Genomic DNA, 22,894 nt, shown 5'->3' with positions numbered 1-22,894 from the left:
ACTATGACCAAGGATGTTGAAGAATTCTTTCAAGAAAATCTTGATATGTATCCTCATTTCAAAAAAATAAGAGATAGATTGTGGTCAGATGATGGAAAAAGCAGAGTTACAGTAATGGTTGGTGCTGGGTTTAGCTTAAATGCTAAAAAGATTGAAGATTCTTTTAATGGCATGGCCCTCTGGCATGATATTAAAGATGAACTAACTAAAAGTTTGAGCCACAAAGGAGACCTTAGCAATGTAGATGTATTAGAGATAGGTCAGTTATATGTTAAAGAGTACGGTAGAACCAGTCTAGATGAAGCTCTTAAAAATGCTATACCAGATAACAATTACGAACCTGATAGCCTCCATTTTGATTTATTAAAACTACCTTGGAGCGATATTTATACAACTAATTACGATACTCTTTTAGAACGTGCTAAAAGCCATGTACATGAGAGAAATTATCAAACTATCTATGATATAAGTGACATTCCAAATTCAGTTCAACCTCGTATCATTAAGCTTCATGGTAGTTTCCCTGCAAATAGACCTTTTATTTTCACTAAATCGGATTATGATAATTATCCTGTAAAATTTAGTCCATTTGTAAATATGGTTCAGCAGTCAATTATGGAAACAACTTTTGTATTAATAGGTTTTTCAGGAGATGATCCTAACTTTAGTAACTGGACATCATGGGTGTCGGAGAATTTAGGCGAGCACATGCCTAAAGTATACATGCTTGGTTATGATCAAGAGCATCGTGGAGTTGAATTGGAGAAGAAGGGGATAACATTAATCGACTTTACAAGATTATACTCAAGCAGTTCAAATCCTTTTAATGATATGTATACAGATATATTCCGTTTCCTAATGAACGAATCAAAAAAGAAAAAAAATGAATGGCCACATCGTATATTAGATGGAAGTCTTAATAATTTTATTTACAATCGTAAAAATTATCCTGGCTGGGTAGTATTACCGGATAGCATACGAAGATCAAATGCCCTCAAGTTGCATAATCTCAGCAATCATTTTTTCAGTAACTTTAATGAAGACAATATTAGCCAAGAAAAAATAAATTTAATAAATGAATTTCTCTGGTATTTTAACATATTTTCAATACCTCTTGATTTTAATAAACATCGAATTCTCGAAAGTATCATAGGAAATTTTGTCTCATCTAACGATTCAGATATTAACCTAAATGAAATAAAACTTGTTCTCCTTAGAGAAGCTAGATTGGATTTTGATCAAGGTAAGTTCAATCAGTATTTTGATATCTTAAAAGACAGTAAACTGAATTCGGAGCAACGACACCTTCTTCAGTACGAAACCATTCTCAATTTGTTAGCACTAAATAAGGTCAGTGAAGTACTAATTGAATTAAACAATTGGCAGGTCACGGATAATGATTATGAATGGAATATCAAAAAAGCTGTAGTTTATTCTAATATAAAGCAATTGCAAGTTGCAGAAAATTTACTCGAACTCAGTTTATTAAAAATAAAAAAATTATTAACAATTGATAATGAAAATTATAGATTACTATCTCTTGAAAGTGTAGTGCTCCATAATTTAGAACGCATTACTAATAAACGTGGTTACTACTCAAAGAGATTACGTGAAATTAATTCTCATAGCTGCAATTCAAACAGTGAACTTGAAAGAACATGGTTATCTGTTAAAGATTATAATTATGATTTAGGTAACAAAGAGACTTTTGGATTTGATCCCAGAACTAGAAAGTCTAGTTCAAAATTTGGTGATTTTATGAGTCAAGAAATTTTAGACTCTTATGCGGCTTTAATTTTACAGGAAGAACTTGGACTCTACTATATACGTAAAAGATTTGAAATTGCACATAAAAACATTAGCATTATTCTTCCCAACTTCTCACTGACAAAGGGATTATATTATGCAAACAATAAAGATATTGGAGATATTTTCACTAGACAATTTGTTTATTACCTTAAATCTCCTCAGTTAAAAATAATCGAGTCTATACTAATTAATTCCCTTATAGAATCTTCTCCACTAGTTCCAGTTGAACATGCAATAGAGATTTTATCACGTGTATATTTTGCATTCTCTTCAGAAAAACAAATACTTTTTGATGAGATGATTTTCGAGCTAATTGAAAACAAAAAAATTTATAGTATATCTGAGGTTGAGCTTTATTCGAACTTAATTCAAAGATTAACTTTCTCGAAAACATACCATTTAAAGAAAACTTTCTTTGAAAAATTACTAGTGGCTCTTGATAATAATTTCGTTGAAAATAGCTTAAATTATTTCTTCGATCCTTTTCTTATATTTTTATCAATTAATGACTTAACACCAATTAAATTAGAAATAAAAGAGGAAATAAAATCTAATCTACTCGAAAATGCTAATGAAGAGAGCGCACTAATAAGGTTAGTTTTTCTTTATCAAACGCAAAACCTGACAACAGAACAAGAGCATCAACTAGCATTAATTATTAACTCATTGCCCTCTAATCGTTCTTTCGGTTTTAGTAATTTTGTATTTCAAAGTACTTTTGAATTTATTTTTGACTCCATTAATTTAAAACAAAGAGAACCACTTCAGATTATCCAAGATTTTATCATTAATAAAGAGATCCCGAAGTTTACAAATAATGGGGTGATAAGTGACGGTTCAGCATTTGATAATTATTTTAAAGAATTCTCATCAATTATAAATAAAACTTTAGAAAAAAATAAAGAGATCCCAATGGAAATACTCGCGGAATGGCTAAGTAAATTCTTTTATTGGTGGGACTCTCAAAAAGCAATTTTATTAGGAACAGAGAATGAAAGAAATTGGTTAATTCGTTCACCAGATTACTTAATATTATTAGTTCAATATCTCAGTTACACTATTCTGAAAACAATTCCTTTGGATTATTTAGATAGTAAGCTTAAAGAAAAATTAAGCTCCCTTATTAATGAGATATATCACTGTAAAATTTATTGTTTTGTCTACCTTCTTCCACAAGCAAAGAGGCTACATTTAGATTTGAATTTTACAACAAGTTATGCTGATTTAATTTGGAAATTTCCCGATGATTCAATTAAACATGCTCTACGTGCATTACCTAGCTATTTAGAGTTAATTATAGAAGGCCATATTGATGAAGAACCTACTACTCTCTTAAATCAATTATTTGAAATATTAAAATACGGATCACATACAATGAAACTAGCAGCTTGTGATGCTATCCTTCAAACTATAAAATCAAAACCATTGATTTTTTCTAAAGAAGATTGCGTGTTTTTGATTGAATTCTCCAACAATAACATTGATTTTATTATCGAGAACGATGATTTAATCTTGTCTCAAGATGAGTTCGAACTACATGCAAGTATTTCATCTTTAGTCACTCAATTGATTATTATGAAAAGTGAAGACGTTGGTACCGAACTGGATCATTGGAAAGAAATCATTAAAAATCATCGTTTACCGGAGATTAGAATAAACTCTGATCACTTTATTAAAACAAGTTGATCCCATAAAAGCCTACTCTATGCGAGTAGGCTTTTTATATAAGTATTGATTTCTAGCTAATTCTTACCTACTCTCATTGAAAAACTTCGTTCGTAACTAATGTCCCTATTTTAAATCCTGTCACAAATGCCTCACAAGAATTAGTGGAATTAATATTATCTATCATGTCTAATAGTTCCTCCAACTGTTTAAAGTCACCCTCCGAAAGCTTTTTCTGAAATTTTTCGATGTAACCTGTAATCTCCTTATTAATAGATCGATACTCCGAACCTTTAGGAACAATATTCTCTTCTGGTCTCAGATTACCATAATAGATTTCTTCTAATATGCTTTTCATTTCAATCCCTCCCTAATAATCTTTTCACAGTAAAAACTCATTAATTAGCTCGGTTTAATTTTATGCGAAAATTGCATAAAAATCAATATGCAGTTTCCGCATAGAGTAAGCTGATCAAGGGTGATATCTATGTATATAAGAATTCGTGATCTAAGAGAAGATAAAGATCTGACTCAACAACAAATGGCTAAGATGCTGAAAATTTCTCAAACAACATATTCTCGTTATGAAACTGGCGCTTTAGATATTCCAAGCTTTGTTCTTATCAAGCTGTCTGAATTCCATAATGTGAGTGTAGACTACATACTGGGACAAACTAACAATCCCAAACGATGTTAAGTCTACATCCTTCAAATGCTCTAGAGCGATAACGTGCTATCACAAAATCCTATTACAAATCAACCGTACAGAAAGGACACTATGAATCCTTCATCACTGTCAGCCAAATTACAACTTATCATTCCGCAGCTGGATCTGCGAAGCTGCCTCGTCAGCGTACGCGGTGAGATTATGTACGAACACTACCGCAACCAAGAGGCTGCGACCGATATTGCAAAAATCAATTCATGTACCAAGAGTGTGCTGTCCGCACTCATCTGTATAGCGATGTATGAAGGCTTGTTGCCAGAGGCATCAGCCCCAATCTCCACCTTTTTCCCACAGTTGACATCCGATCCTGACCCGCGTAAGCCAGCAATCACTCTGGAACAACTGCTCACCATGACAGCCGGATTCAACTGGGATGAGTTCGGTGGGCAAAATTCATTCCCTCGAATGACCCGCACCGATCATTGGGTGGATTTTACGTTGGAACAACGGTTAAGTCATGTACCGGGTACACATATGGAGTACAACTCAGGAGTATCACAGATCCTATCCGCCATTCTGATGCAAAATGCAGGTATGAATGTAGCCGAGTTCGCAGAACGTTATCTCTTTGACCCGCTAGGAATTAAGGATTATGAATGGGAAAGCGACCCCCAAGGTGTACACACCGGCGGATTCGGCCTTAAGATGTTACCCGTAGATCTGCTAAAATTCGGTCAGCTATTTCTACAGCAAGGGATGTGGGAGGGTAAGTCTCTCATTTCAAGTGATCTCGTATCCCGTTCGACTCAGCCATTCATTACAGTCAGCCCACCTAATTACGGCAGTTATGCTTGGCATTGGTGGGTCGATGTCTATCCGAATGAAAGGTCTGACGCGGAAGATATTGCTACTGAAGACACGCAATCCAATCTCCATTACTATTACGCGCGAGGGTTTGGTGGTCAGTATGTATATATTGTCCCTGAGCTGGAACTTGTTACGGTGTTAACCAATGACAAACGAAAGAAAGAGAAACCTCCACTGGATGTTTTCCCTCGATTAATCGCTCCTGAGCTGTGGAAAATGTTATAAATGCAGGCCGCTCTTTTATGTTGTTCGACCAATGGTTAGACCAATGAACCCCCAACCTGATGTAGGATAACCAATCCATAGGCTGAGGGTTTATTCGTTATGCCAATGCTTCTTCGATGGCAACCGTGATTGGATACGGACCAGACTCTTGATTAGAGAGCACAACCAGTTGTAGATCAAAGTCTGGATACACGGAAGACATGAACGACACCCCTGGATCAAACCCCATGACATGAAATTTAAAAATCTCCTCCCCCTTGCGGTCAATCCAGATCCCCTGCCCATAATACTCTTCATCTTCTTGATGAGCATGTGGAGTTAATAACTGCCGTGTTGTCTCAGCATTCAACAATTGGTGACCCAGTAAAGCATCCCAGAATCGAATCATATCCGGCGCGGTAACATAGGCCCCACCATCTGATCCACCTTTGACAGGAATGGAGAACATATTGGTGTTCCAGGAGCCATCTTCATGATCGATATACCCTAAAGCTGTGTTGCGCGGGAGCTGATCTGTTACGAAATAACCGGAGTCCTTCATGCCACAACTTTTGAAAATGTGCTCTTCCACATAATCTGTAAACGACAGTCCTGAATGTTGTTCCACAATAAGCCCCAGCACAATGAAACCCGCATTGTTGTAGTGAAAACGTTCACCCGGAGCAGACTTCATCGGCAGATGCTGAAACATGGGCAGAAAGTCACTTAAACGCCGCATCGCGTAGACGGGTCTGTCTTTCCATAATTCTGAAAAGTCATCCATCACTTCTTCATCGAAATAATCCGGAATGCCTGACGTATGTGTTAACAACTGCTGAATGGTAATTCCTTCGTCCCATAATGAAAACTCCACATCCAACACATCGTCCAGCTTGGAATCGGCATACAACTTACCCGCTTCAATGAGTTGGCATATACTCACTGCCGTGAAGATCTTACATCCTGATGCAATGCCGAACCGTGTGTCCACCTGATTGGCAAGCTCTTCACTGCGATTCGCATAACCACGTTTCATATTCAAAAGGGTTTTCCCGCCTTGTAGGAGTAATACAACACCCGAAAAATTCACGCGTTCCATGAATTCTTCTACTTTTGTTGTCAGCTCTAATACATTCAACATTTTGTTGTTCACCTACTTGTCTATGTATTCATTACATTCTCATTCTTAATTCTTCGTCATATCCTGCATACCTGCCATATTTTCATAAAAAGAAGGATTACTCCCTTATAAAAGGAAATACCCCTTCTTCATACAAGGTAAGACTAAGTTGAACAAAGTATGCTCAAATGCTGTTCAATCACTTGTTCTACTCGTTTTACTGTAAGTCTATCTGGCTGCATTAACATATGAATGGCGAGTCCATCCACAAGAGCATATAACTTCTCTATCTCCATCTCGGCATCCAGTTCAGGATGTGTCATCCCCTGCTTTTGCAACTCCTGAACCACCCATTGAACCGATCGATACATCCCCTGATGCATCTCATCACTTAACTTTTTTAATTCGGGGTACACCAATAATTTGGCTGTAAACGAAAACCATACCTCCATTTCCATCATTCTATCTTCATCCAACGGGAGAAATTGCAAGAGCAGATTCTTCATATCCTGCATTACAGATCCACTCATCTGTAATGCCTCCACCCTTTTCTGTACCCTTTCTGCAAAAAGATTCATGCAAAAGGTGAACAATTCGGCCTGTGTGGCAAAATAATGACGCATGGAACCTACAGATAGTCCCGCTTCCTTTGCTATATTGCGAACTGTAGCATGCTCCAGTCCATGCTCTTGAATGACCCGGATTGCTGCATCAGCAACGATTTTCCTCTGAGCTTCATGATCTACGATTTTTGGCATGACAACATTATACACCAGACTTCTATTTTAGTAATACACTGTGCTATAATATATTTTAATACATTGTACTAAATAAAAAACTGTAGGAGAGGAATTCATAAGATCATGCTTACAACTATTCCAACCAAAAAACGAAAGAGATTCAGAATTTTCATTATCATGGTGAAGCTGCTCTGCATAGTGCTACTACTAATTGGTGCAGCATTCCTCTATGAGTGGTTTGCTTCTTCGCAGGCCAAAAAGGATTTTCCACCTCCGGGTACGTTAGTTCAAATCGGCGGTTACCAACTGCACATTCACAAACAAGGCAATGGCTCGCCGACCATACTTATGGAGGCTGGAAGTGGTGAGACGAGTTTGTCGTGGAGAGACATTCCTGCGGCACTCGCCCAACATGCAACGGTGGTCACATATGATCGTGCAGGATATGCCTGGAGTGAATCTGCCCCTACAGAACGTACAGGTTCGAATATCGTCAAAGAGCTACATGCAGCTCTGGAGAAGGAGAATATTCAGGGACCTTACGTTATGGTAGGTCATTCCCTTGGTGGTATGTATGCCAGACTCTTTGCACAGACCTATACAAGTGAGGTTCAGAGCCTTGTCCTCATTGACGCGAGACCTGAAAATGATGAACAGAATACAAAGGCTTTGTTGGAACAGGCTCAGTTTCAGGGAAACCCGTCTGCCTCCTTCCTATCCTTACTGAAGTTATCCGGCGCTTTCAGATTATTTCCAGACTTTTTGCTGGATGGTCTGGTTACCAAGCAAGATCGAGATACTTTTGTTAATGTGATTGCCACGCCCTCCTTTTTTCATGCCAAAGAAGAAGAAGCCTTACTCGCCCATTTAACAGAAGATGCCATTCGTGGCCAAAATCTTGGATCAATACCTGTACGTATCATTGCACGCGGACGTCCTCAAGACTATGCTCAAGCAGGGATTTCGGTTGAAATGGGGCAGAAGCTCGAATCCATATGGCAATCGGGGCAGCATAACATGTTGAATATATCGAAGGATAGTCAGCTCATCGTGGCCACCCGCAGTGGTCATATGGTTATCCACGATGAACCCGAACTGGTTGTGAAAACAATCCTTGCGTTAATCTCTGATAAGTAGAGGTGTGTTTTTTCAGCAGATCCAGGGCTCGTTATAATGTTAAAGGGCTGTTCCAATAGCCATGTGTATGACTTGGAACAGCCCTTTAAGCAATATATTAAGATTAGTTCTATTTGGCTGCATGCCTCAAGGCAACAAAATTTAGCGCAACGCTTGCAGGTCAACCTCAGGACTTCCTGCACTTTTCTGCGTTTCACGAGGAGACCTCGTGTTAACCAGGTAATACAGTGTGGCGTAGATTGTCATGATAAACGTGCCAAAGAACAGACAAAACGCAAGTGACGGGCGGCTTACACTTTCGTGCATCAGCTCAACCAGCGTCTCGCGATTCGTCAGTGCATCCCAGCTATTCAGTCGATATACACGTCCAAGCAATACCCCGTAACTTCCCAAAGCACTACCTGCGAGTACAAAGATCCAGGATGCCCAGCGTCCAATTCGGTGATAGATCACTTCCTGAAGCTGATACATGGACAAGAAGCCAAGCAGGAGCCCCGTCCAGACAAACATTAAAACAACACTCAAGTCGTACCAATAGGTGTAGTCCACTCCATTTCCACCATAATACCGGGAACTTCTCGCTGTCAGATGAACCAAATCCGTAACAATGTAAGAAGAGTTCGGGAAAAATAACAACCACAGCAGACCACTTGCTATTGCAAGCCATGCGGCACCTTTCCATTTCGCATCACTTAGAAGATAGGCTGCATAAGAGAACACAAAGGGAATCCAGCCCAAAAACAGATTCCAGATCAGGAAGCGGAAATAACGCTGATCCAGCCAATCTGCGGCTACATAGTGCAAGCCAAGCGTTACTGCTGTGACCACACAAAGGAAAATAAATATGCGAATATAATTCAGTTTTCTCAATGATTCTGACCTCACTTGATAAAATTCAAATTAATTTCGAAAATATCGGATGATTTCTTCCTTGTTCTTTTCAACACGCAAATTCAATCCACGTTTATCCTTTAATCCATACTGCTGTAATTCATGGCCTGGATCAAGCACCAACGGTTTAGTCGCCACATCGACAAGCAAGTCCATCGTCAATTGATAGGTTTCCCGTATCTTGTCCATTGGCAGAGAGGATTCATACCGTTTAATCAGCTCAATCAGACGTTCAGCATACATGAGACGAACCATACTGTCCGCACTCTTCATTTGTCTTGAAGCAAATGCTGTAATTGCCGTAATAATACTGGGTTCTGTCCGATGTTTGGCAATCAACGCAAGCTCATCTACCGCATCCCAATTCATGATAGACAGCTCGGAACTTAATTGTTGAATTCGCTCCCCTATCCATTGTTCCTCTAACGCTTGGGGTACGTTCCATCGCTTATAGTCCGCATACACACCTTCTCGATGCATCTGTACAGCGCTCCCGTAATATTTGACAAACACATCCTTGGCTACACTCCAATCGGTCTCCTCCACTTAATCACCACCATACCTGTTCCTATTTGTGGAATATTCCTAACATATTACATAAGTTTACCACTCTCTAAGCATACTATAGATGTTGAACTATACATTTGCACGAAAACGTAGAAGACAGAATGAACCCGAAGAAACGAAGTGTTCGCTAAAAGCTTTCTACAAGAAAGCTACGTCGGAAGCATAAGCTTATCACCGGATTTTCACCTTTGTATAATAGAATTAAAAATCTGGGGATAAAAGCGATCGGAAGGTTGTTCTGTCATCGGAGTGAGAAGTGTAAATATTCTTTCGTTCAACTTATATAGAATCATACCATTTACCAAAGGAGAATCAAATTACCAATGAATCCGAATTCGATGAACCCACAGAATTTAGTACAACCTACTTTAAACGCAAATCCCAATGTTACGCCTAACATGAATCATGGCGGTCATGAGATGTTCGATGTGCATGAGATCCTGTCCTCCACCATTAATGTGCTGGATCAATATATGATCTTCCGTACATTCGTGCAGAGCCAGGAACTGATTGGCATTCTGGACCGGCAGTATAACTTCATTTTATCCCAGTACAATCTGACAGCAGAGTGTTTTGCATCCGGACAGAAGCCTCATCAAGAGACAGCTACCTATATGATCCCCAACATGGTACCACCGGTATATGGCCTTAAGCCATCAGCACCGAAAAAACCAAACCAGAGCCTTGCTGACGTAAAGGATGCCGGAATTAGCGGTCATATGCTGGGACTGATCAAGTCACATGCGAGTTTGCTCGGCATGTCCTGTAGCGAGATCACAAATGGAACGGTTCGCCGAGTCATCGCTTCTCAGATCCAGCATTTTATCGAGATGGCCTATGAAATTTTCATGTTCCAGAATAAAAACGCCTATTACCAAGTACCTCAACTCACCCCAAGTGATACACAACAGATGCTTCAGGCATACATTCCAGCAACCGGAGCACCTCAGATGCCTAACAGCAATAAACCACTTCATTAAGTTAGAAAATAAAGTCTGAACACTTAGAACAGTCTCTTCAACCCATTTGGGTTTTAGGGGCTGTTTTTTGGTTATTTACAATCATTTTCCTACTGAAGACTCTTGATTTGGTTACCAGAAACTGGTTTAATCAATGACAAACCCGTACTTAGTCCACTTACGGATCATACATATAAAATACGGTGAAATGCCGTTATACGAGAATTCAAATGGCTTTTTCTTCATTATGGGGAGGTATACGAATGAGATGGAAGCAACCTGCTAAACTTGGTTTACTGGCTATGGCTCTCGGCTGTACTGCCATCGGCTCAATACTTACAACTTCAACAACACTGGCTGCACCTGTTCCCGCTTCCAAAGCGGTGTATCATCAATTCCAAACGTATCGAACGGAAGCAGTGAAATCCACAGCGAGTGTGGCTAAAGCACGTAAATACCTGATGAATCATATCGACAAAGTCGGTCCTTGGCAGGCAACATTAATGACCCTGCAATTGGAGAATATGCAGAATATGAAGCTGGCCGATATGGATAACCAAATGTATACGGAACAGTTTCAACAAGCCCTATCTCAGGCCCATGAACAACTTGGTTACGAACAGAAGCTTACATACAGTCGTCTGCTGAAAGAAATTAAAGATCCATCCGTGAGGAAGGTTCTGCAGGAAGCATCTGATCTCGGGTTCAAACTGGAAACCAGTGAGGGCTTGTATTACCCTATCATCAATTATGAGATCTACCAAAAGTTCAAACCTTTTGTTAAGGCTGATATTGCTGCATACATCGACATTATGGCTACCGAATCCAATCAGATGACCACGTCGGATGGTGGCATTATCATCTCCTGGAACGAATTAATCCAGCGTGCATTGGAGAAAGAAGCCTTTTTGAACAACTTCCCGAATTCTAATCGTACATCAGCAGTGAAGCAAGGGTTATTTGTGGATTATCTCTTTTACGGAAGTGACAACACGCCTGCTTATGATTGGTACACGGATGAAGAAATTCGCACCATGGACCCTGAGGTGAAACAGGCTTACGAGAAAGCTTTGGCTAAGCGGGAGCCTAATACGGGGAGTGTTCTTCTCGATACCATGGAAAAGATTTTGCAGGTTCTGAATCAGAACAATGATGAGCTTACACCTGAAGTACGAGCCATCATTGAATCTGTTCAACAACAATTTGCCTGGGAATAATCCGAAGCTGAATCGCAAAATGTGAACGCCAAAAAAGCGGCAGTCCTTGAGACAGAGGTTGCCGCTTTTGAGTTTACCTTGCAACTCCTTACGTTTGGATCAAAGAGTTGAAGTGTCTATTGATGTAAGTTTGTTCGGATTAACGACGAGATAAATGCCCTCAATCCGCTCTCCAGAAGGGTCCAACCCCAAACAGAGCACCTCGGACAACTGTCCTTCTTTCATCAACGCGAGTTGAAGCTCGCCATTGATCCACATCGGTACCCATTCTCTTTCACGCAATCGCGTAAGGACTCGCCGTGAGGTCAGGAGTGCAAGCACACCTTTGTGAACATGCATCGTTCTCATCACAGTATGCACAACGCCACCGCCATCTGCTGTAAATACAGGCTGATCTGCCAGTAACTCGAGCATCGCAGCGACATCATAACGAAGGAAAGCCGTTGTAAAACGGGTAAGCAATTCACCCTTGGCTATCATATCGGCATCACTCTGCTCGATCGGTGGAAGTTTTTCAGGCAAATTCCGTCTGGCGCGGCTAAAAATTTGACGGCAGTTACTCTCCGTTTTGCCCAGCCAATCCGCTATTTCAGAATAGTCATACTGGAAAGCTTCACGAAGTACAAAAACAGCCCGTTCAACAGGCGAAAGCCGCTCCAACATGACCAGATAGGCATAAGAAATCAGCTCTTTCTTCTGCATCGTTTCCTCTGGTATGTTTCCCACTTTACTGTCTGCTATCGGTTCCGGAAGCCACTCTCCAACATAATTTTCCCTCTGGTTGCGGGCAGAATTGAGCAGATTCAAACTTCGGTTCACCACCAGTCTGGCGATATAAGACTTCGGATTACGAATATCTTGAGTAATATTGCTCTGAATCCCCGCAAAGCAATCCTGAACCATATCTTCAGCTTCTACCACACTGCCGAGCATGCGGTAAGCGATTGAAAATGCATAATTTTTATACCGAATATACAGCTCACCAACATCCAGAGAAGACACTTCTGGCTCATTGGCGTGGAGATTGGAATTCATAAGAATGGCCTCCTCTGGCATGGTGCATGTATTTTAGTTAAAGCAGCCCGGATACATTCCTGTTGTAATCGCAATCCGGTTCCAGTTATTAATCGTGTTAATGGCAAGGATCAGATCCACCAGTTCGGATTCACTGAAATGTTCACGAACCTTATCGTACAACGCAAGGGGTACACCGTGTTCCGAGATACGGGTCACCGCCTCAGCCAGCTCCAGCATAACACGTTCTTGATCCGTGAAGAAAGACACTTCACGCCACACACTCAGCAATAGAATATGATCCGCATAATCTCCCAGTTTCATCAGATCTTTGGCATGCATATCGAGACAAAAGGCGCAGCCATTGATCTGAGACACACGGATTTTTAACAACTCATACAATACTTTATTTTCAAATTGCCCGGATATATACTGCTCCATCGCCATCATCGCTTTAAAAGCGCCTGGACTCACTGCTCTGTAGTTGGTTCTTAAATTCATTTCATTCGCCTCCATCATTTGGTTTACATACTGTAGACAAACGACGGCCGGGATCTGTGACATACTTTACGAAAATCTTTTTATTCTCACAAGAATGGTTGCTCAACTAACGAATATTCACACTGAGATTCTGATGGCAGGACAACCTCCATGGAGTTAATAATCAGTAATGGAAAAACATACTGAATGGTTGTTCTCTTTTCTACAATTAACATCTAACGTAAGAAAAATCCGCTTTTTTCCGTATCCATGTACGGTTTTTGCTGTACCGTTTGTGATTTTAACCAAAAGTAGGTTGGATATATTGATGCTTTGACCAAAAGAGTAGTAACATACGGCTAATAAAGTTAACTTTTCTGACATAAGAAAGAGAAATGTTTATTCATATTGGCAAGGAGTGTTTTACTATGATAACTTCCAACGCAAACCCTAATACGTCCGAATTGCCTAGAGGTTGTACATTCACCGCTGAAGACTGGCATGTATTATCACAATATTGGTATCCGGTAGCACAAGCTACCGAAGTAACAGACAAACCACTTGCTGCTCAATTACTCGATGTGAAGCTGGTTCTCTATCGAAGTAATGATCAGGTTGTCGTAGCCAAGGATCTTTGTTTTCACCGCGGGGCCCCACTTAGCAAAGGCTGGGTAGAAAATGGTGAGATTGTCTGCCCTTATCACGGCTTCCGTTACAATTGTGAAGGTAAATGTACCGCAGTACCTGCACACCCAAGCTCCAAGATCTCGCCTAAGCTCAAACTTATCGTGTATCCGGCAGTTGAACGTTATGGTTTAATCTGGACCACTTTGGCGGGAACGGAAGAACAGATCCCCTCCTTCCCTGGATGGGATGATCCGGATTATATCAATATTTTGCCACCCAACTTTGATATTGCCGGTTCTTCTGGACGTCAAATGGAGGGATTCCTCGATGTATCCCATTTTGCCTATGTGCATACGGAAACGTTTGGTGACAAAAACAACACAGAAGTCCCTCAATACAAAGTGAAACGTGAAGGTAATGAGTTACTGGCCGAGTATTGGAGTACGGTGAGCAACTATGGCAAAGGGCAAGGTCTTGTTGCTCCAGAAGGTTTCCAATGGTTGCGTGAGTTTCGGGTATTCCCGCCTTTTGCGGCTTCTCTGACGGTATATTTCCCAGGAGACGACAAGCTGAATATTCTGAATTGTGCTTCGCCGATCTCTGCTCGTTATACGCGTCTATTCTGTCCAATCACACGAAACTTTGACAAAGACGCTCCTATTGAAGACACAATCAAGTTCAACTTGCAGGTATTCGAAGAGGACCGCGAGATGGTCGAGTCACAGAAACCGGAGGATCTGCCCCTGGATCTGCATGCCGAGGCCCATATTCCCGCTGACCGTACTTCAATTGCTTATCGTCAATTATTAACGGAAATTGGTTTGGGCCGAAATTACACATCGTAAGTAGATAGTATATAAGTTCAACTAATGAATATATTTACACTGGCATTCCGATGGAAGAATAACTTTCCGTTATCATGTAGATGTTTAGTTGAACATATATAGCCTCATTTAAAATTGTAAGGAACTCCAGACATGTTATTTCCCATAATCCCCGATATAAACACGTCAAACGGCTGTTTATTCTGATATAAGGTGTCTCAGATTCTTTAGATTTCTGGGCGCGCTTCAAATCCTTGATTAAGACGACTACGATTCGTTAGCGCCTCATGCTTAGCTCTAAACACGGCTTTCCGCAAGTATGAAGACATCCTTAATCAAAAAAAGAAGCGTTCCTTTGCGGAAGCCTCTTTTGCTTTACCTAATTCAACTAAAGTACCTATGTGTACTAGATAAACCTTGCCTAATAAACCGTCATCTTTCCTCTTGAATATTCGTATTCACAGGAAGCTCTATATAATACGGGCAACCCGGTTCGTGGATAATACGTGGATCGACCCAAGTCCCCCAGTACGGAAGACGGTTTACGTAAGGTTGCATATTGGGCTGAGTATTTGGTGGCATGTTGGGCTGTGCATTGGGTTGCATGTTTGGTTGTGTGTTTGGTTGCATGCTGGGTTGTGTGTTTGGTTGTACATTAGGCATTACGTACGGCTGATGATTCACATTCGGAGCACTGTTAGAGTTGGGGGCAGTGGAAGTCATACAATCTGCCGGCGGGCCAATAATCACTGTTTTTTGAATGGGAGCCAGCGCTTCTTGAACTTTTTTCTCATCTAGACAGTACGTATAAGCCAGAAGTTTGGTAGGTGTAAGTCGCAAGATGTCTGAGCCAAATATCGCTTCAGGCACGGGTGCATCGAAGATCGCCAATAAATGCGTTTGATCTGCAGTAGCCACTTCATAATGCCACCAGCCTTGAGGTACATTCGCCACTTGCCCCGGAGTAATTGGGAAATGAAGTAACTCATTGGTGAACGGATTGATGAGGGACACAACGGCAGAACCGCTGATGCAATATACCAGTTCGGTTGCATTCTGATGAATATGTGGTTCAACCACATTGCCTGTGTTGAGGAAAATATCCAGTAAAGAAGTATTGCCCAGTGTGTTTAACTGGTTGATGGAAAGAGAGTTTATATAGTTATCCTCATCCTTCTTGAATAACGGATTCTTGCTCAAATCGTAAGTAAATTGGGTGGTGGGTAAAGTATAATCCATGTATGAGGTTGCCAAAATAAAACGCCTGCCCTTCGCTCTCGGTTTAGGTCATAACCTATATGCCAGCTTATGCCCAGCGCCCAGATACGTGAGCCCATTTCCGCCAAGTTTTCATCGCATAACAAATATCCCTGACTCAGATACACGGGAGGAGGGATATTTGGCTATTATAATTCTGCTTCGTCGGAGATGTCCTCCCAACTGATCCCTAGTGGAGTACTGTTCAAATTTACACTCTGAAGCCAGGTCATTCGCTTGACTATGTCCGGCATTCCTTCAATTAAACTATTCGTTATACTCAGATAACGCAGTTTCTTCAACTGCTCCAGTTCGGGTGGGATTTCACGAATGCCAGAGTAACTTATATCCAGACTCACAAGTTCGCTCAATTCACCAATCTCGGCTGGAATATGTTTCAGACCAAGATCCGACTTCTCCTTTGGCTTCCACCCGGTAGGAACATGATAAGAACTACCGCAATAAATTCTAAGCTCTCGAAGTTGTTTCAATTTTCCAATGTCTCGGTGAATACCTTCCAAATCCGCTGTCATGATCTCCAATTCTTCCAATGATGTCAGTTCAAAAAGGGCTGGAGGAAGTGTATAAATATCCTGCTCAAAAATCGTCAAACGTTTCAAGTGCTTTAATTCCCGAATCCGTTCCGGAATCTCTTTTAAGTAATGTGAACTAATATTCAGCACATCGGTTTGATGCCTGATTGCATCATCCAACAGTCGATGAATATCTTTCTGACGATTTAAATCGAAAAACAAGCCTGGAATACGCTCCATTAGCTCAATTGCTTCTTCTTGTGTAATGTGCATGCCATACATATGCTCATGAGCAACCGTGTAGAAGTAATCACTCCCATCCTCTTTCAGAAAACAAAGATCGTCCGGCAATGACGGATATAACCAGTCATGAAAGCGATTGGCTTCCTCCTTAAGGACCTGCCCGGATTCAGGCGTGCAACGATATAAGTAATAGATGCCTTCTGCATACATGGCGCCACTTTGCATCATCATTTCTTCCATCGTACTGTTTTCAATTAGATACGGCTCAAGTCTCTGTAATACTTTGGCAACCCTCTCAGGTGTATCTCCCTCAACATACTTTCGGTCAACCAGCATAAAACGATCTGTCTTCTCGATCAATTCGTCAATCAACAGTTCATAGGCAGTTCCTCTTGGATCGGTGTGAAAAGCTACGGCTACCATAGGTTCCCCCTCATGACTCTATATTGATTAATCTTCAATCTGCTGTATCACCTGAAACCATTGTGGCATAGGCTGATATCATCAATCCAGTTATTGGAGGCTTGTTACATGGCATACGGCCCTGGTTCAGTATCATCCCCGCAACCTGCGGGTTATCCTTACCCTTATTATCCACCCACACCGTATCCCTACCCTTATCCGTATCCATATCCATACCCACCCATCGTTCCTTTTCCACTACCATATCCGATCGGTGGTCCTTGGTGGCACGGTGGCTATCCCGGCGGTGGTTACCCCGGTGGACACCCTGGTCATTTCCCAGGAGGTGGCTATCCCGGCGGACCTCACGGCGGTCCAGGTGGTCCAGGTGGACACGGAGGACCTCCAGGCGGAGGATTTCACGGACATCGTTTCTTTCAGTGGTAATCATGAGACTTATCCAAAGTTCAGGTTCAGATCAGATAAAGGAGCTGCTTCGGCAGCTTCTTTATTATCGAAACCTATTCTCTAATCATTCAGGACTTAATACGTAATCTCATCCATTATCTTCAGATTTCGGTTCGACATACTGAGGAGATCCGTGAAGGTAGGCGTTAAATAATAGATAAAGTCCGGATCATGCACGTACATAATAATCTGTCCATACGTCCCTTCCTCCGTTGGATCAAAATCGAGCATCAGATACAGTGAACCTCCCGCGATCGTTGCAAATGGAATCCATGGTTTGTGGAACAGGTACGGCTTAATCTCAGGGTCCAACTGGCTGATCTCTTCCGCAGAATAATACTCTTCCAGCTTCTCATCCACTTCACAGAAGTATTGTTTGGTCTCTCGAATCTCTTCCAATGACATCAGATAAAATGGCGTACAACGCCCAGCCTCAGCATCACCCGGGTACAGCACATGCAACCCATAGCCACTACCATCTTTGCCTTGGTAAAAGGTACGAAAATCGCCAGGTAGCCTAATTCCATACTCCTTTTCGAATACATCGAGACTTTCTTCGGATGCCCCTTCCCGATGTTGATACTCTTCAAACAATTGGCGAATCTCTTGATCCTGTATTTTCTCATCCAACAAGCGATTCAGCTCGTCAATAAGTACGTTTAATGTTACATTCGACTCCAGTTTCACTAGACCTCCCCTTTCTTAGCTCCGCCATTCTCTTCTTGCACATATTGATGATATTCCCAAAACGCTTCTTCCTCTCCGCCACCTTCGATCAGGATCATGACTCCGTAAGATAACAAATTAAGCCATTGTTCCATCAACACTACCTGCTCGTCCGAGATGAGATTGTTTCTGCGGAGCATGCCCTCGGGTTCAACGGCCCAGGCACGTGCCATATGAGTAATTCCCCAAAGACATGCCATGACTCCCCGATCCAGTGAAGGCTGTGCAAGTTCTGGTGCCAGAACACGTAATATCTTCATCAATTCATGAAAATTCTCCTCAATCAAATGTCCGCGAAATGGGCGCAGACTGCCAATAAAACCGTTCTCCATCTTGGGATGACTCAGATCATCATAGGAAAAAGCATGACATTTTAATAACATTACAGCCTCTTCACGTTCCATGCCTTCACCCCTAAACAGGTCATCATGCTACCTCACCAGCGCAGAGGTTCTTCTCCACGCCACAATACATACCTCTCCAACTCACGAAGACTGCCTGTACCGATCCCGTACTCGTCCATCTCGTTGGAATGAAGATCGAGCACATGCAACATACCGCCATAGGTACCTACTGCTAGCTTGGACTGCTCAGGGGATACAGCCAGAGAATAGATCGTACTGCCCACAAAATGACGCCATACTTCCTCACCCTCGCCATTCACACAATACAGGTAACCATATGCATCTCCAAGCACCATGCCCGCGTCTATTTCCACTGCCGCATACACACGTGCATTCTCATCCATGACCGGCCAATCTTCCTTCGTTTCGTTGCCTGCAATTGATTCCAGCGGGACCTGTATCGTGACCCCGTTATAGAAATGACATGCGTTAAACCAGACGGTCTGGTTATCACTGGTGAATGCTGCATAATGAGAGTAGCTCGATTCTGGATAGAGAGAGTATGTCTTGCTCAGCCGACGGTCCATAACCATATGATTGCTCCCTTGGCTGCCATAGGCAATCCATCGACCATCCCGAGATACCGCTGCATGCCCCATATCTATCTGTGTATCCTCTAGCTCATATTCATCGATCTCTGCCAGATCGGGATGAAGTAAGGTCAATTGATCTTCCGTTACAAGATATATCCCGTATCGTGAATGTATAAGTAGTGCCCTGCCTTCATCCATAGGTATAAGTCCCTCTAGTGTACGTTCGGGATGCTCACAATCAGCAAGTGATTCAATTCGAGGTGAGGACGACTGTATCCGGGATTGAATATCTACCCAACGATATGTCGCTATCTCTTGTCCTTCCAACTTGCGATCTGGCTGACGAATGACACGAATCCCATCCGGTCCTGCAAGCGCATAGTCCAATCCGTCTGATGAGCAACCTGCAAAAGTATACGAAGAAATCAACTGCCATCCGTGCTGATTCATCGTATAGATCTGACCATTCTCTGTGAAGATACCCGTGTTACATACACACGTTTCTTCGTTCAGATAACCTACAACTTTGACCGCCTGCATGGAAGCCTGAAACGCCTCATTCAGCGGCCACGTTGCTGCGGGCAGCTCACGTCGGAGCACCTCCAAGTCACCGTGGAGATTGGCTTGTCTCACCATATGGAATACTTCAGTACTTATTCCGCTTCTGGAGTCTCCCTCCAACTCGGATTCATCCGGTTGCTCTCCCTGCATACTTCTCTGGACAAATGAATTGACATCCTTTGCATAACGCTTGCCTTCATTGCGCCATTGTTCCGCAATGTCTTCCTTTAACCAACTCATAGGTGTCCCTCCACTCTGCCCCTATTCATATGCCGTACAATAATGTGCCTGCAAGAACAAACTGATTTCGTTATCCGTTGCCTCCTCCGCACCATTCTTTTCTTCATAGAACAGGGCAACTTCTCTCCCAGCAGCATAGTTAAATCGTAAATATCCTCCCATCGACACCATGAACATCTTGCACATGTACTCATTCTCCAACACAGCGTCCCACTTAAATTCTGTTTTGCATGTATCGGCGAGTTCCTTCATGGAGCTTCCCTGTTCCGTGCCTGAAAAATGGTAAAATGTATGTTTCCGCAACTCATTCCACGGCTCAAAGTAAAGTGGCGTTATTGGATTATCCTGATGGTAATACCCACAATAGATCCGATCAAGCGTTTCGCCAAATTCAGTCTCCGAGCATGTCCATAAGGTGATATTCTCATCATGACGCGGTAGCCACAACAGTCCCTCAACTTCCGGATGAACAGCAAGGAAATCTCCATCTACAGAACTGCCGATGGAGATGCACTGCTCAAGTTGATGTTGACTTATAGGCGAATCATCCGTATGTATCCAAAAATCATATTCCACAAAAGGCTTCAACACTTCTGGGTCTGGCCTCTGCACATTCATCCATCCCGTATATGTTCCTTCCCCGTAGTGTTCAATCCAGGTGCGGTATGACAAAGGTAGCGAGATGGCGTGCTGTTGTTCAAAGTGATCCAGTTCCTCCGCTGGAACCGGCTTAAGTACACGGGATACAATATACATTTGTCGACATCTCCCATCTCAATTTGGTTCATTCGTTACAGATCTAAGCCAGTTCTTCCTGTACAATGTCAGTCTGTACCCCTTTACGATTCAGAATACGAATGGCAAAGGCATCATATCCATCACGTTTGACCTGATCAAAATGCATGCGCTCTCCCGTAATCAGTTCATATGCACCATTTTCATCTACATCTTCGCCGAACTCTTCATCCCATGGCACATTGTAGTAGGCCTTCAATTCCACCTCAAAGATGTCCTCTCCTTCAACATCCAGATAAGGGCGAAGAGGTCTGTCACGTAGTGATTCTTCCGAATAGGTCTCACATAACATGGCATCATATCCGTGCTTGGCGGCATCAATGAGCAGATAGCGTTCACCTGTAACGGTATGCTCCGCATATACAAGAAGCGGTGTCGAATCATGCCAGGTAATCAGATCATCTTCCATCAAGTCACCATAATAAAAAATATGGAATTTATCATGACCATCACTCGTTTGAAGTTTGCCTTTCCACTCCACTTCCTCGGAATTAATGTCGTTGTCCTTTCTTGTCAAACCTTCCAGATAAGCAGGTCCGTGTTGCACACCATACTCATTCATCATCTCGCCTCCGATTTGTTCATTCGAATAGTAACTACTTTGTGCTCCTCATCCACCGTCAGTTTCACATCGATGTTTAGCTTGTCACGGAATAGCGCCGTAATATTGATATAAGGATCCCGGGCAGCTTCACTACTACCGCCACTGTTACGGCTCATTCCCTGATGAATTATGGACTTCACCAATTCGTTATCCGCTTTGCCAGTGTTATCGTAGGAGTAAATCACCTGCCCATCCTGATCATACAGATTCAAGACCGTTGAAAAATCATTGGCGTTCTCATACTGTTTCTCGGTCTGTACGTAGTTGTGGTCCGTATGTTGATAGTTTATAGTACCAGCCAGATATGGATTGTCCCCACCGGGCTTCACTTCATACTCCCGATAAGCCAGATTAAACAGGTATTGGATATGACTCATATCGATCCGGTAATAAAACTGACGGTTATCCTCTTGTTTATCCATCGCCGCAAAACTGTTAATCAGCGGCCAGGCTTCATAGGACTTCCCTTTAACATCAACCGCGAGAGCATAGTCAGATAGGACTGTCTGTTTTTGAAATATGCCATAAGTCTGTAAAATAAAATAAGCCGGAATCATCAACATACCCAGAATGATTGCAAAAATAGTTAATTTAAATCGTAGTTTCATGTTCTACTCTCCCTTGCAGCTTTAACGCTTCATCTTCGCTTTCAGTCTCATCCAGTCTTGTGCTGAAGCTTCGACAGTGTACGAACAACCACATCCCTGTTCTTCGCATCCTTAATATAAGCCGGGATACTATGTGAAGCCGTTCTTATAGGCATATTTGCATGTTTTACACGCAGATCTGCGGAAACATAAGCGATGAGATAACTCAGGTGCTCCCGATTCACAGCCCATATTATTTTTCCTCTGAAATCATCCATAAAGTATAATTCCAAACCGAACACTGGATCTTTCCCTGCACGAATCTCGGAAAAACACCTTCCGTATATCGGCTTGGCATGTAGCTCAACCTGATTAACAGAACCACAATGCGGACATTCCACATGCGTTGATCGGTGAGACGTCTTCTTCTCGTCTGTGACTTCCATGTTGAACCAGCGTTCACATACAGCACAATTCCCCTTGGCTTTATATTGATACACTGATTCTTCAAGAGCTTGAGCGTAACATACAAAACACTTCCATCCCAGTTGATTGTTCCGTTTTTCTATAGATGCGTGTCCACCGCATTGGGGACATTTCACAGCAATCCGCTCTCCCCGTCGAAGAACCGAATAGAAACTATACTTATACGCACCTTCATCTTCGAAACGTTTCATCCTGTATCCACCTTTCTTCTGAACTACGACATACACACCGTCATAATACTCAACATTTACCAATCCAACTCTCTAA

At 42.0% G+C, this 22,894-nt stretch carries 24 protein-coding genes; 8 read left to right on the top strand and 16 right to left on the bottom strand.

Translation table 11 applies throughout. The annotated features are described in order from the left end of the window. Window positions 1–3 precede the first annotated feature (3 nt). Window positions 4–3,495: an SIR2 family NAD-dependent protein deacylase gene (locus IFU39_RS01675; RefSeq protein ID WP_105599304.1), complete on the top strand. Its 3,492-nt coding sequence runs from the start codon at window positions 4–6 to the stop codon at window positions 3,493–3,495. Window positions 3,496–3,568: 73 nt separating this feature from the next. Here the strand turns inward: IFU39_RS01675 and IFU39_RS01670 are convergent, their stop codons facing one another. Continuing rightward, window positions 3,569–3,832 (bottom strand): DUF6809 family protein, encoded by a 264-nt coding sequence (locus IFU39_RS01670; RefSeq protein WP_105599305.1) that lies wholly within the window; start codon window positions 3,830–3,832, stop codon window positions 3,569–3,571. Window positions 3,833–3,961: 129 nt separating this feature from the next. Here IFU39_RS01670 and IFU39_RS01665 point away from each other — a divergent pair, with 129 nt between their 5' ends. After that, window positions 3,962–4,171 (top strand): helix-turn-helix domain-containing protein, encoded by a 210-nt coding sequence (locus tag IFU39_RS01665; RefSeq protein ID WP_105599306.1) that lies wholly within the window; start codon window positions 3,962–3,964, stop codon window positions 4,169–4,171. Between the two features lie 81 nt (window positions 4,172–4,252). Next, a complete protein-coding gene (locus IFU39_RS01660; RefSeq protein ID WP_105599307.1) occupies window positions 4,253–5,233 on the top strand; it encodes a serine hydrolase domain-containing protein in 981 nt (326 codons plus the stop codon). Window positions 5,234–5,330: 97 nt separating this feature from the next. Here IFU39_RS01660 and IFU39_RS01655 read toward each other — a convergent pair whose 3' ends face one another. Together IFU39_RS01655 and IFU39_RS01650 are read right to left on the bottom strand one after the other, a co-directional pair. Continuing rightward, on the bottom strand, window positions 5,331–6,353 hold the full coding sequence (locus tag IFU39_RS01655) for a serine hydrolase domain-containing protein (RefSeq protein ID WP_105599308.1): 1,023 nt from the start codon (window positions 6,351–6,353) through the stop codon (window positions 5,331–5,333). Between the two features lie 143 nt (window positions 6,354–6,496). Next, a complete protein-coding gene (locus IFU39_RS01650; RefSeq protein ID WP_091017834.1) occupies window positions 6,497–7,090 on the bottom strand; it encodes a TetR/AcrR family transcriptional regulator in 594 nt (197 codons plus the stop codon). 105 nt (window positions 7,091–7,195) lie between these two features. Here IFU39_RS01650 and IFU39_RS01645 point away from each other — a divergent pair, with 105 nt between their 5' ends. Further along, window positions 7,196–8,209, top strand: coding sequence for an alpha/beta fold hydrolase (locus tag IFU39_RS01645; RefSeq protein ID WP_181155468.1), 1,014 nt, complete (start codon window positions 7,196–7,198; stop codon window positions 8,207–8,209). 141 nt (window positions 8,210–8,350) lie between these two features. On the opposite strand, the gene IFU39_RS01640 is transcribed toward IFU39_RS01645, so the two are convergent. Further along, a complete protein-coding gene (locus IFU39_RS01640) occupies window positions 8,351–9,079 on the bottom strand; it encodes a DUF1361 domain-containing protein (RefSeq protein ID WP_105599309.1) in 729 nt (242 codons plus the stop codon). Between the two features lie 30 nt (window positions 9,080–9,109). Further along, on the bottom strand, window positions 9,110–9,646 hold the full coding sequence (locus IFU39_RS01635; RefSeq protein ID WP_192131063.1) for a hypothetical protein: 537 nt from the start codon (window positions 9,644–9,646) through the stop codon (window positions 9,110–9,112). Between the two features lie 359 nt (window positions 9,647–10,005). Here IFU39_RS01635 and IFU39_RS01630 point away from each other — a divergent pair, with 359 nt between their 5' ends. Beyond that, on the top strand, window positions 10,006–10,647 hold the full coding sequence (locus IFU39_RS01630) for a spore coat protein (RefSeq protein ID WP_411860584.1): 642 nt from the start codon (window positions 10,006–10,008) through the stop codon (window positions 10,645–10,647). A gap of 242 nt (window positions 10,648–10,889) precedes the next feature. Then, entirely contained in the window at window positions 10,890–11,843 is a 954-nt protein-coding gene (locus IFU39_RS01625) for a hypothetical protein (RefSeq protein WP_192131061.1), read from the top strand. Window positions 11,844–11,942: 99 nt separating this feature from the next. Here the strand turns inward: IFU39_RS01625 and IFU39_RS01620 are convergent, their stop codons facing one another. Both IFU39_RS01620 and IFU39_RS01615 read right to left on the bottom strand, forming a co-directional pair. Further along, window positions 11,943–12,878: a sigma-70 family RNA polymerase sigma factor gene (locus IFU39_RS01620; protein WP_192131059.1), complete on the bottom strand. Its 936-nt coding sequence runs from the start codon at window positions 12,876–12,878 to the stop codon at window positions 11,943–11,945. 33 nt (window positions 12,879–12,911) lie between these two features. Then, entirely contained in the window at window positions 12,912–13,358 is a 447-nt protein-coding gene (locus tag IFU39_RS01615; RefSeq protein WP_192131057.1) for a carboxymuconolactone decarboxylase family protein, read from the bottom strand. A 407-nt stretch (window positions 13,359–13,765) separates the two neighbouring features. Between IFU39_RS01615 and IFU39_RS01610 the strand changes: the two genes are divergently transcribed. After that, window positions 13,766–14,809 (top strand): aromatic ring-hydroxylating oxygenase subunit alpha, encoded by a 1,044-nt coding sequence (locus IFU39_RS01610; RefSeq protein ID WP_192131055.1) that lies wholly within the window; start codon window positions 13,766–13,768, stop codon window positions 14,807–14,809. Window positions 14,810–15,220: 411 nt separating this feature from the next. Here the strand turns inward: IFU39_RS01610 and IFU39_RS01605 are convergent, their stop codons facing one another. Both IFU39_RS01605 and IFU39_RS01600 read right to left on the bottom strand, forming a co-directional pair. Then, on the bottom strand, window positions 15,221–16,042 hold the full coding sequence (locus IFU39_RS01605) for a cupin domain-containing protein (RefSeq protein ID WP_192131054.1): 822 nt from the start codon (window positions 16,040–16,042) through the stop codon (window positions 15,221–15,223). 152 nt (window positions 16,043–16,194) lie between these two features. Further along, entirely contained in the window at window positions 16,195–17,244 is a 1,050-nt protein-coding gene (locus IFU39_RS01600) for a leucine-rich repeat domain-containing protein (protein WP_192131052.1), read from the bottom strand. Window positions 17,245–17,352: 108 nt separating this feature from the next. Between IFU39_RS01600 and IFU39_RS01595 the strand changes: the two genes are divergently transcribed. Beyond that, window positions 17,353–17,670 carry a hypothetical protein gene (locus IFU39_RS01595; protein WP_105599316.1) on the top strand — a complete coding sequence of 106 codons (318 nt, stop codon included), beginning with the start codon at window positions 17,353–17,355 and terminating at the stop codon, window positions 17,668–17,670. A 96-nt stretch (window positions 17,671–17,766) separates the two neighbouring features. Here the strand turns inward: IFU39_RS01595 and IFU39_RS01590 are convergent, their stop codons facing one another. Genes IFU39_RS01590 through IFU39_RS01560 form a run of 7 tightly spaced genes read right to left on the bottom strand, consistent with a single transcriptional unit; the run spans window position 17,767 to window position 22,818 of the window. Further along, the gene (locus tag IFU39_RS01590) at window positions 17,767–18,378 is read right to left on the bottom strand and encodes an SMI1/KNR4 family protein (protein ID WP_342345609.1); all 612 of its coding nucleotides are present in this window, start codon (window positions 18,376–18,378) and stop codon (window positions 17,767–17,769) included. Beyond that, on the bottom strand, window positions 18,378–18,821 hold the full coding sequence (locus IFU39_RS01585; protein ID WP_192131050.1) for a hypothetical protein: 444 nt from the start codon (window positions 18,819–18,821) through the stop codon (window positions 18,378–18,380). Before IFU39_RS01585 ends, IFU39_RS01590 begins: the two co-directional genes overlap by 1 nt. 32 nt (window positions 18,822–18,853) lie before the next feature. Continuing rightward, window positions 18,854–20,155 carry a hypothetical protein gene (locus IFU39_RS01580; protein WP_192131048.1) on the bottom strand — a complete coding sequence of 434 codons (1,302 nt, stop codon included), beginning with the start codon at window positions 20,153–20,155 and terminating at the stop codon, window positions 18,854–18,856. Between the two features lie 21 nt (window positions 20,156–20,176). After that, window positions 20,177–20,911, bottom strand: a complete 735-nt coding sequence (locus IFU39_RS01575; protein WP_091017860.1) for an SMI1/KNR4 family protein — start codon at window positions 20,909–20,911, stop codon at window positions 20,177–20,179. 43 nt (window positions 20,912–20,954) lie between these two features. Continuing rightward, window positions 20,955–21,512 carry a hypothetical protein gene (locus tag IFU39_RS01570; protein ID WP_244660845.1) on the bottom strand — a complete coding sequence of 186 codons (558 nt, stop codon included), beginning with the start codon at window positions 21,510–21,512 and terminating at the stop codon, window positions 20,955–20,957. After that, entirely contained in the window at window positions 21,512–22,162 is a 651-nt protein-coding gene (locus IFU39_RS01565) for a hypothetical protein (protein WP_091017863.1), read from the bottom strand. Before IFU39_RS01565 ends, IFU39_RS01570 begins: the two co-directional genes overlap by 1 nt. Before the next feature lie 47 nt (window positions 22,163–22,209). Further along, window positions 22,210–22,818, bottom strand: a complete 609-nt coding sequence (locus IFU39_RS01560; protein WP_192131044.1) for a hypothetical protein — start codon at window positions 22,816–22,818, stop codon at window positions 22,210–22,212. Window positions 22,819–22,894 lie beyond the last annotated feature (76 nt).

Origin of the sequence: Paenibacillus sp. CFBP 13594 (assembly GCF_014842675.1) — a bacterium.
GTDB classification, from domain to species: Bacteria; Bacillota; Bacilli; order Paenibacillales; family Paenibacillaceae; genus Paenibacillus; species Paenibacillus amylolyticus_B.
Note: the sequence above shows the minus strand (reverse complement) of the source record. Positions and strands in the feature narration are given on the sequence as shown.

What these genes read in the sequence shown, in the direction of transcription:
- IFU39_RS01645 (WP_181155468.1), top strand. Translation starts at nt 7,196, where the DNA reads ATGCTTACAACTATTCCAACCAAAAAACGAAAGAGATTCAGAATTTTC.
- IFU39_RS01595 (WP_105599316.1), top strand. Translation starts at nt 17,353, where the DNA reads ATGGCATACGGCCCTGGTTCAGTATCATCCCCGCAACCTGCGGGTTAT.
- IFU39_RS01610 (WP_192131055.1), top strand. Translation starts at nt 13,766, where the DNA reads ATGATAACTTCCAACGCAAACCCTAATACGTCCGAATTGCCTAGAGGT.
- IFU39_RS01560 (WP_192131044.1), bottom strand. Translation starts at nt 22,818, where the DNA reads ATGAAACGTTTCGAAGATGAAGGTGCGTATAAGTATAGTTTCTATTCG.
- IFU39_RS01670 (WP_105599305.1), bottom strand. Translation starts at nt 3,832, where the DNA reads ATGAAAAGCATATTAGAAGAAATCTATTATGGTAATCTGAGACCAGAA.
- IFU39_RS01600 (WP_192131052.1), bottom strand. Translation starts at nt 17,244, where the DNA reads ATGGTAGCCGTAGCTTTTCACACCGATCCAAGAGGAACTGCCTATGAA.
- IFU39_RS01675 (WP_105599304.1), top strand. Translation starts at nt 4, where the DNA reads ATGACCAAGGATGTTGAAGAATTCTTTCAAGAAAATCTTGATATGTAT.
- IFU39_RS01570 (WP_244660845.1), bottom strand. Translation starts at nt 21,512, where the DNA reads ATGAATGAGTATGGTGTGCAACACGGACCTGCTTATCTGGAAGGTTTG.
- IFU39_RS01660 (WP_105599307.1), top strand. Translation starts at nt 4,253, where the DNA reads ATGAATCCTTCATCACTGTCAGCCAAATTACAACTTATCATTCCGCAG.
- IFU39_RS01650 (WP_091017834.1), bottom strand. Translation starts at nt 7,090, where the DNA reads ATGCCAAAAATCGTAGATCATGAAGCTCAGAGGAAAATCGTTGCTGAT.
- IFU39_RS01665 (WP_105599306.1), top strand. Translation starts at nt 3,962, where the DNA reads ATGTATATAAGAATTCGTGATCTAAGAGAAGATAAAGATCTGACTCAA.
- IFU39_RS01565 (WP_091017863.1), bottom strand. Translation starts at nt 22,162, where the DNA reads ATGAAACTACGATTTAAATTAACTATTTTTGCAATCATTCTGGGTATG.
- IFU39_RS01625 (WP_192131061.1), top strand. Translation starts at nt 10,890, where the DNA reads ATGAGATGGAAGCAACCTGCTAAACTTGGTTTACTGGCTATGGCTCTC.
- IFU39_RS01585 (WP_192131050.1), bottom strand. Translation starts at nt 18,821, where the DNA reads ATGGAACGTGAAGAGGCTGTAATGTTATTAAAATGTCATGCTTTTTCC.
- IFU39_RS01655 (WP_105599308.1), bottom strand. Translation starts at nt 6,353, where the DNA reads ATGTTGAATGTATTAGAGCTGACAACAAAAGTAGAAGAATTCATGGAA.
- IFU39_RS01615 (WP_192131057.1), bottom strand. Translation starts at nt 13,358, where the DNA reads ATGAATTTAAGAACCAACTACAGAGCAGTGAGTCCAGGCGCTTTTAAA.
- IFU39_RS01575 (WP_091017860.1), bottom strand. Translation starts at nt 20,911, where the DNA reads ATGTATATTGTATCCCGTGTACTTAAGCCGGTTCCAGCGGAGGAACTG.
- IFU39_RS01580 (WP_192131048.1), bottom strand. Translation starts at nt 20,155, where the DNA reads ATGAGTTGGTTAAAGGAAGACATTGCGGAACAATGGCGCAATGAAGGC.
- IFU39_RS01630 (WP_411860584.1), top strand. Translation starts at nt 10,006, where the DNA reads ATGAACCCACAGAATTTAGTACAACCTACTTTAAACGCAAATCCCAAT.
- IFU39_RS01620 (WP_192131059.1), bottom strand. Translation starts at nt 12,878, where the DNA reads ATGAATTCCAATCTCCACGCCAATGAGCCAGAAGTGTCTTCTCTGGAT.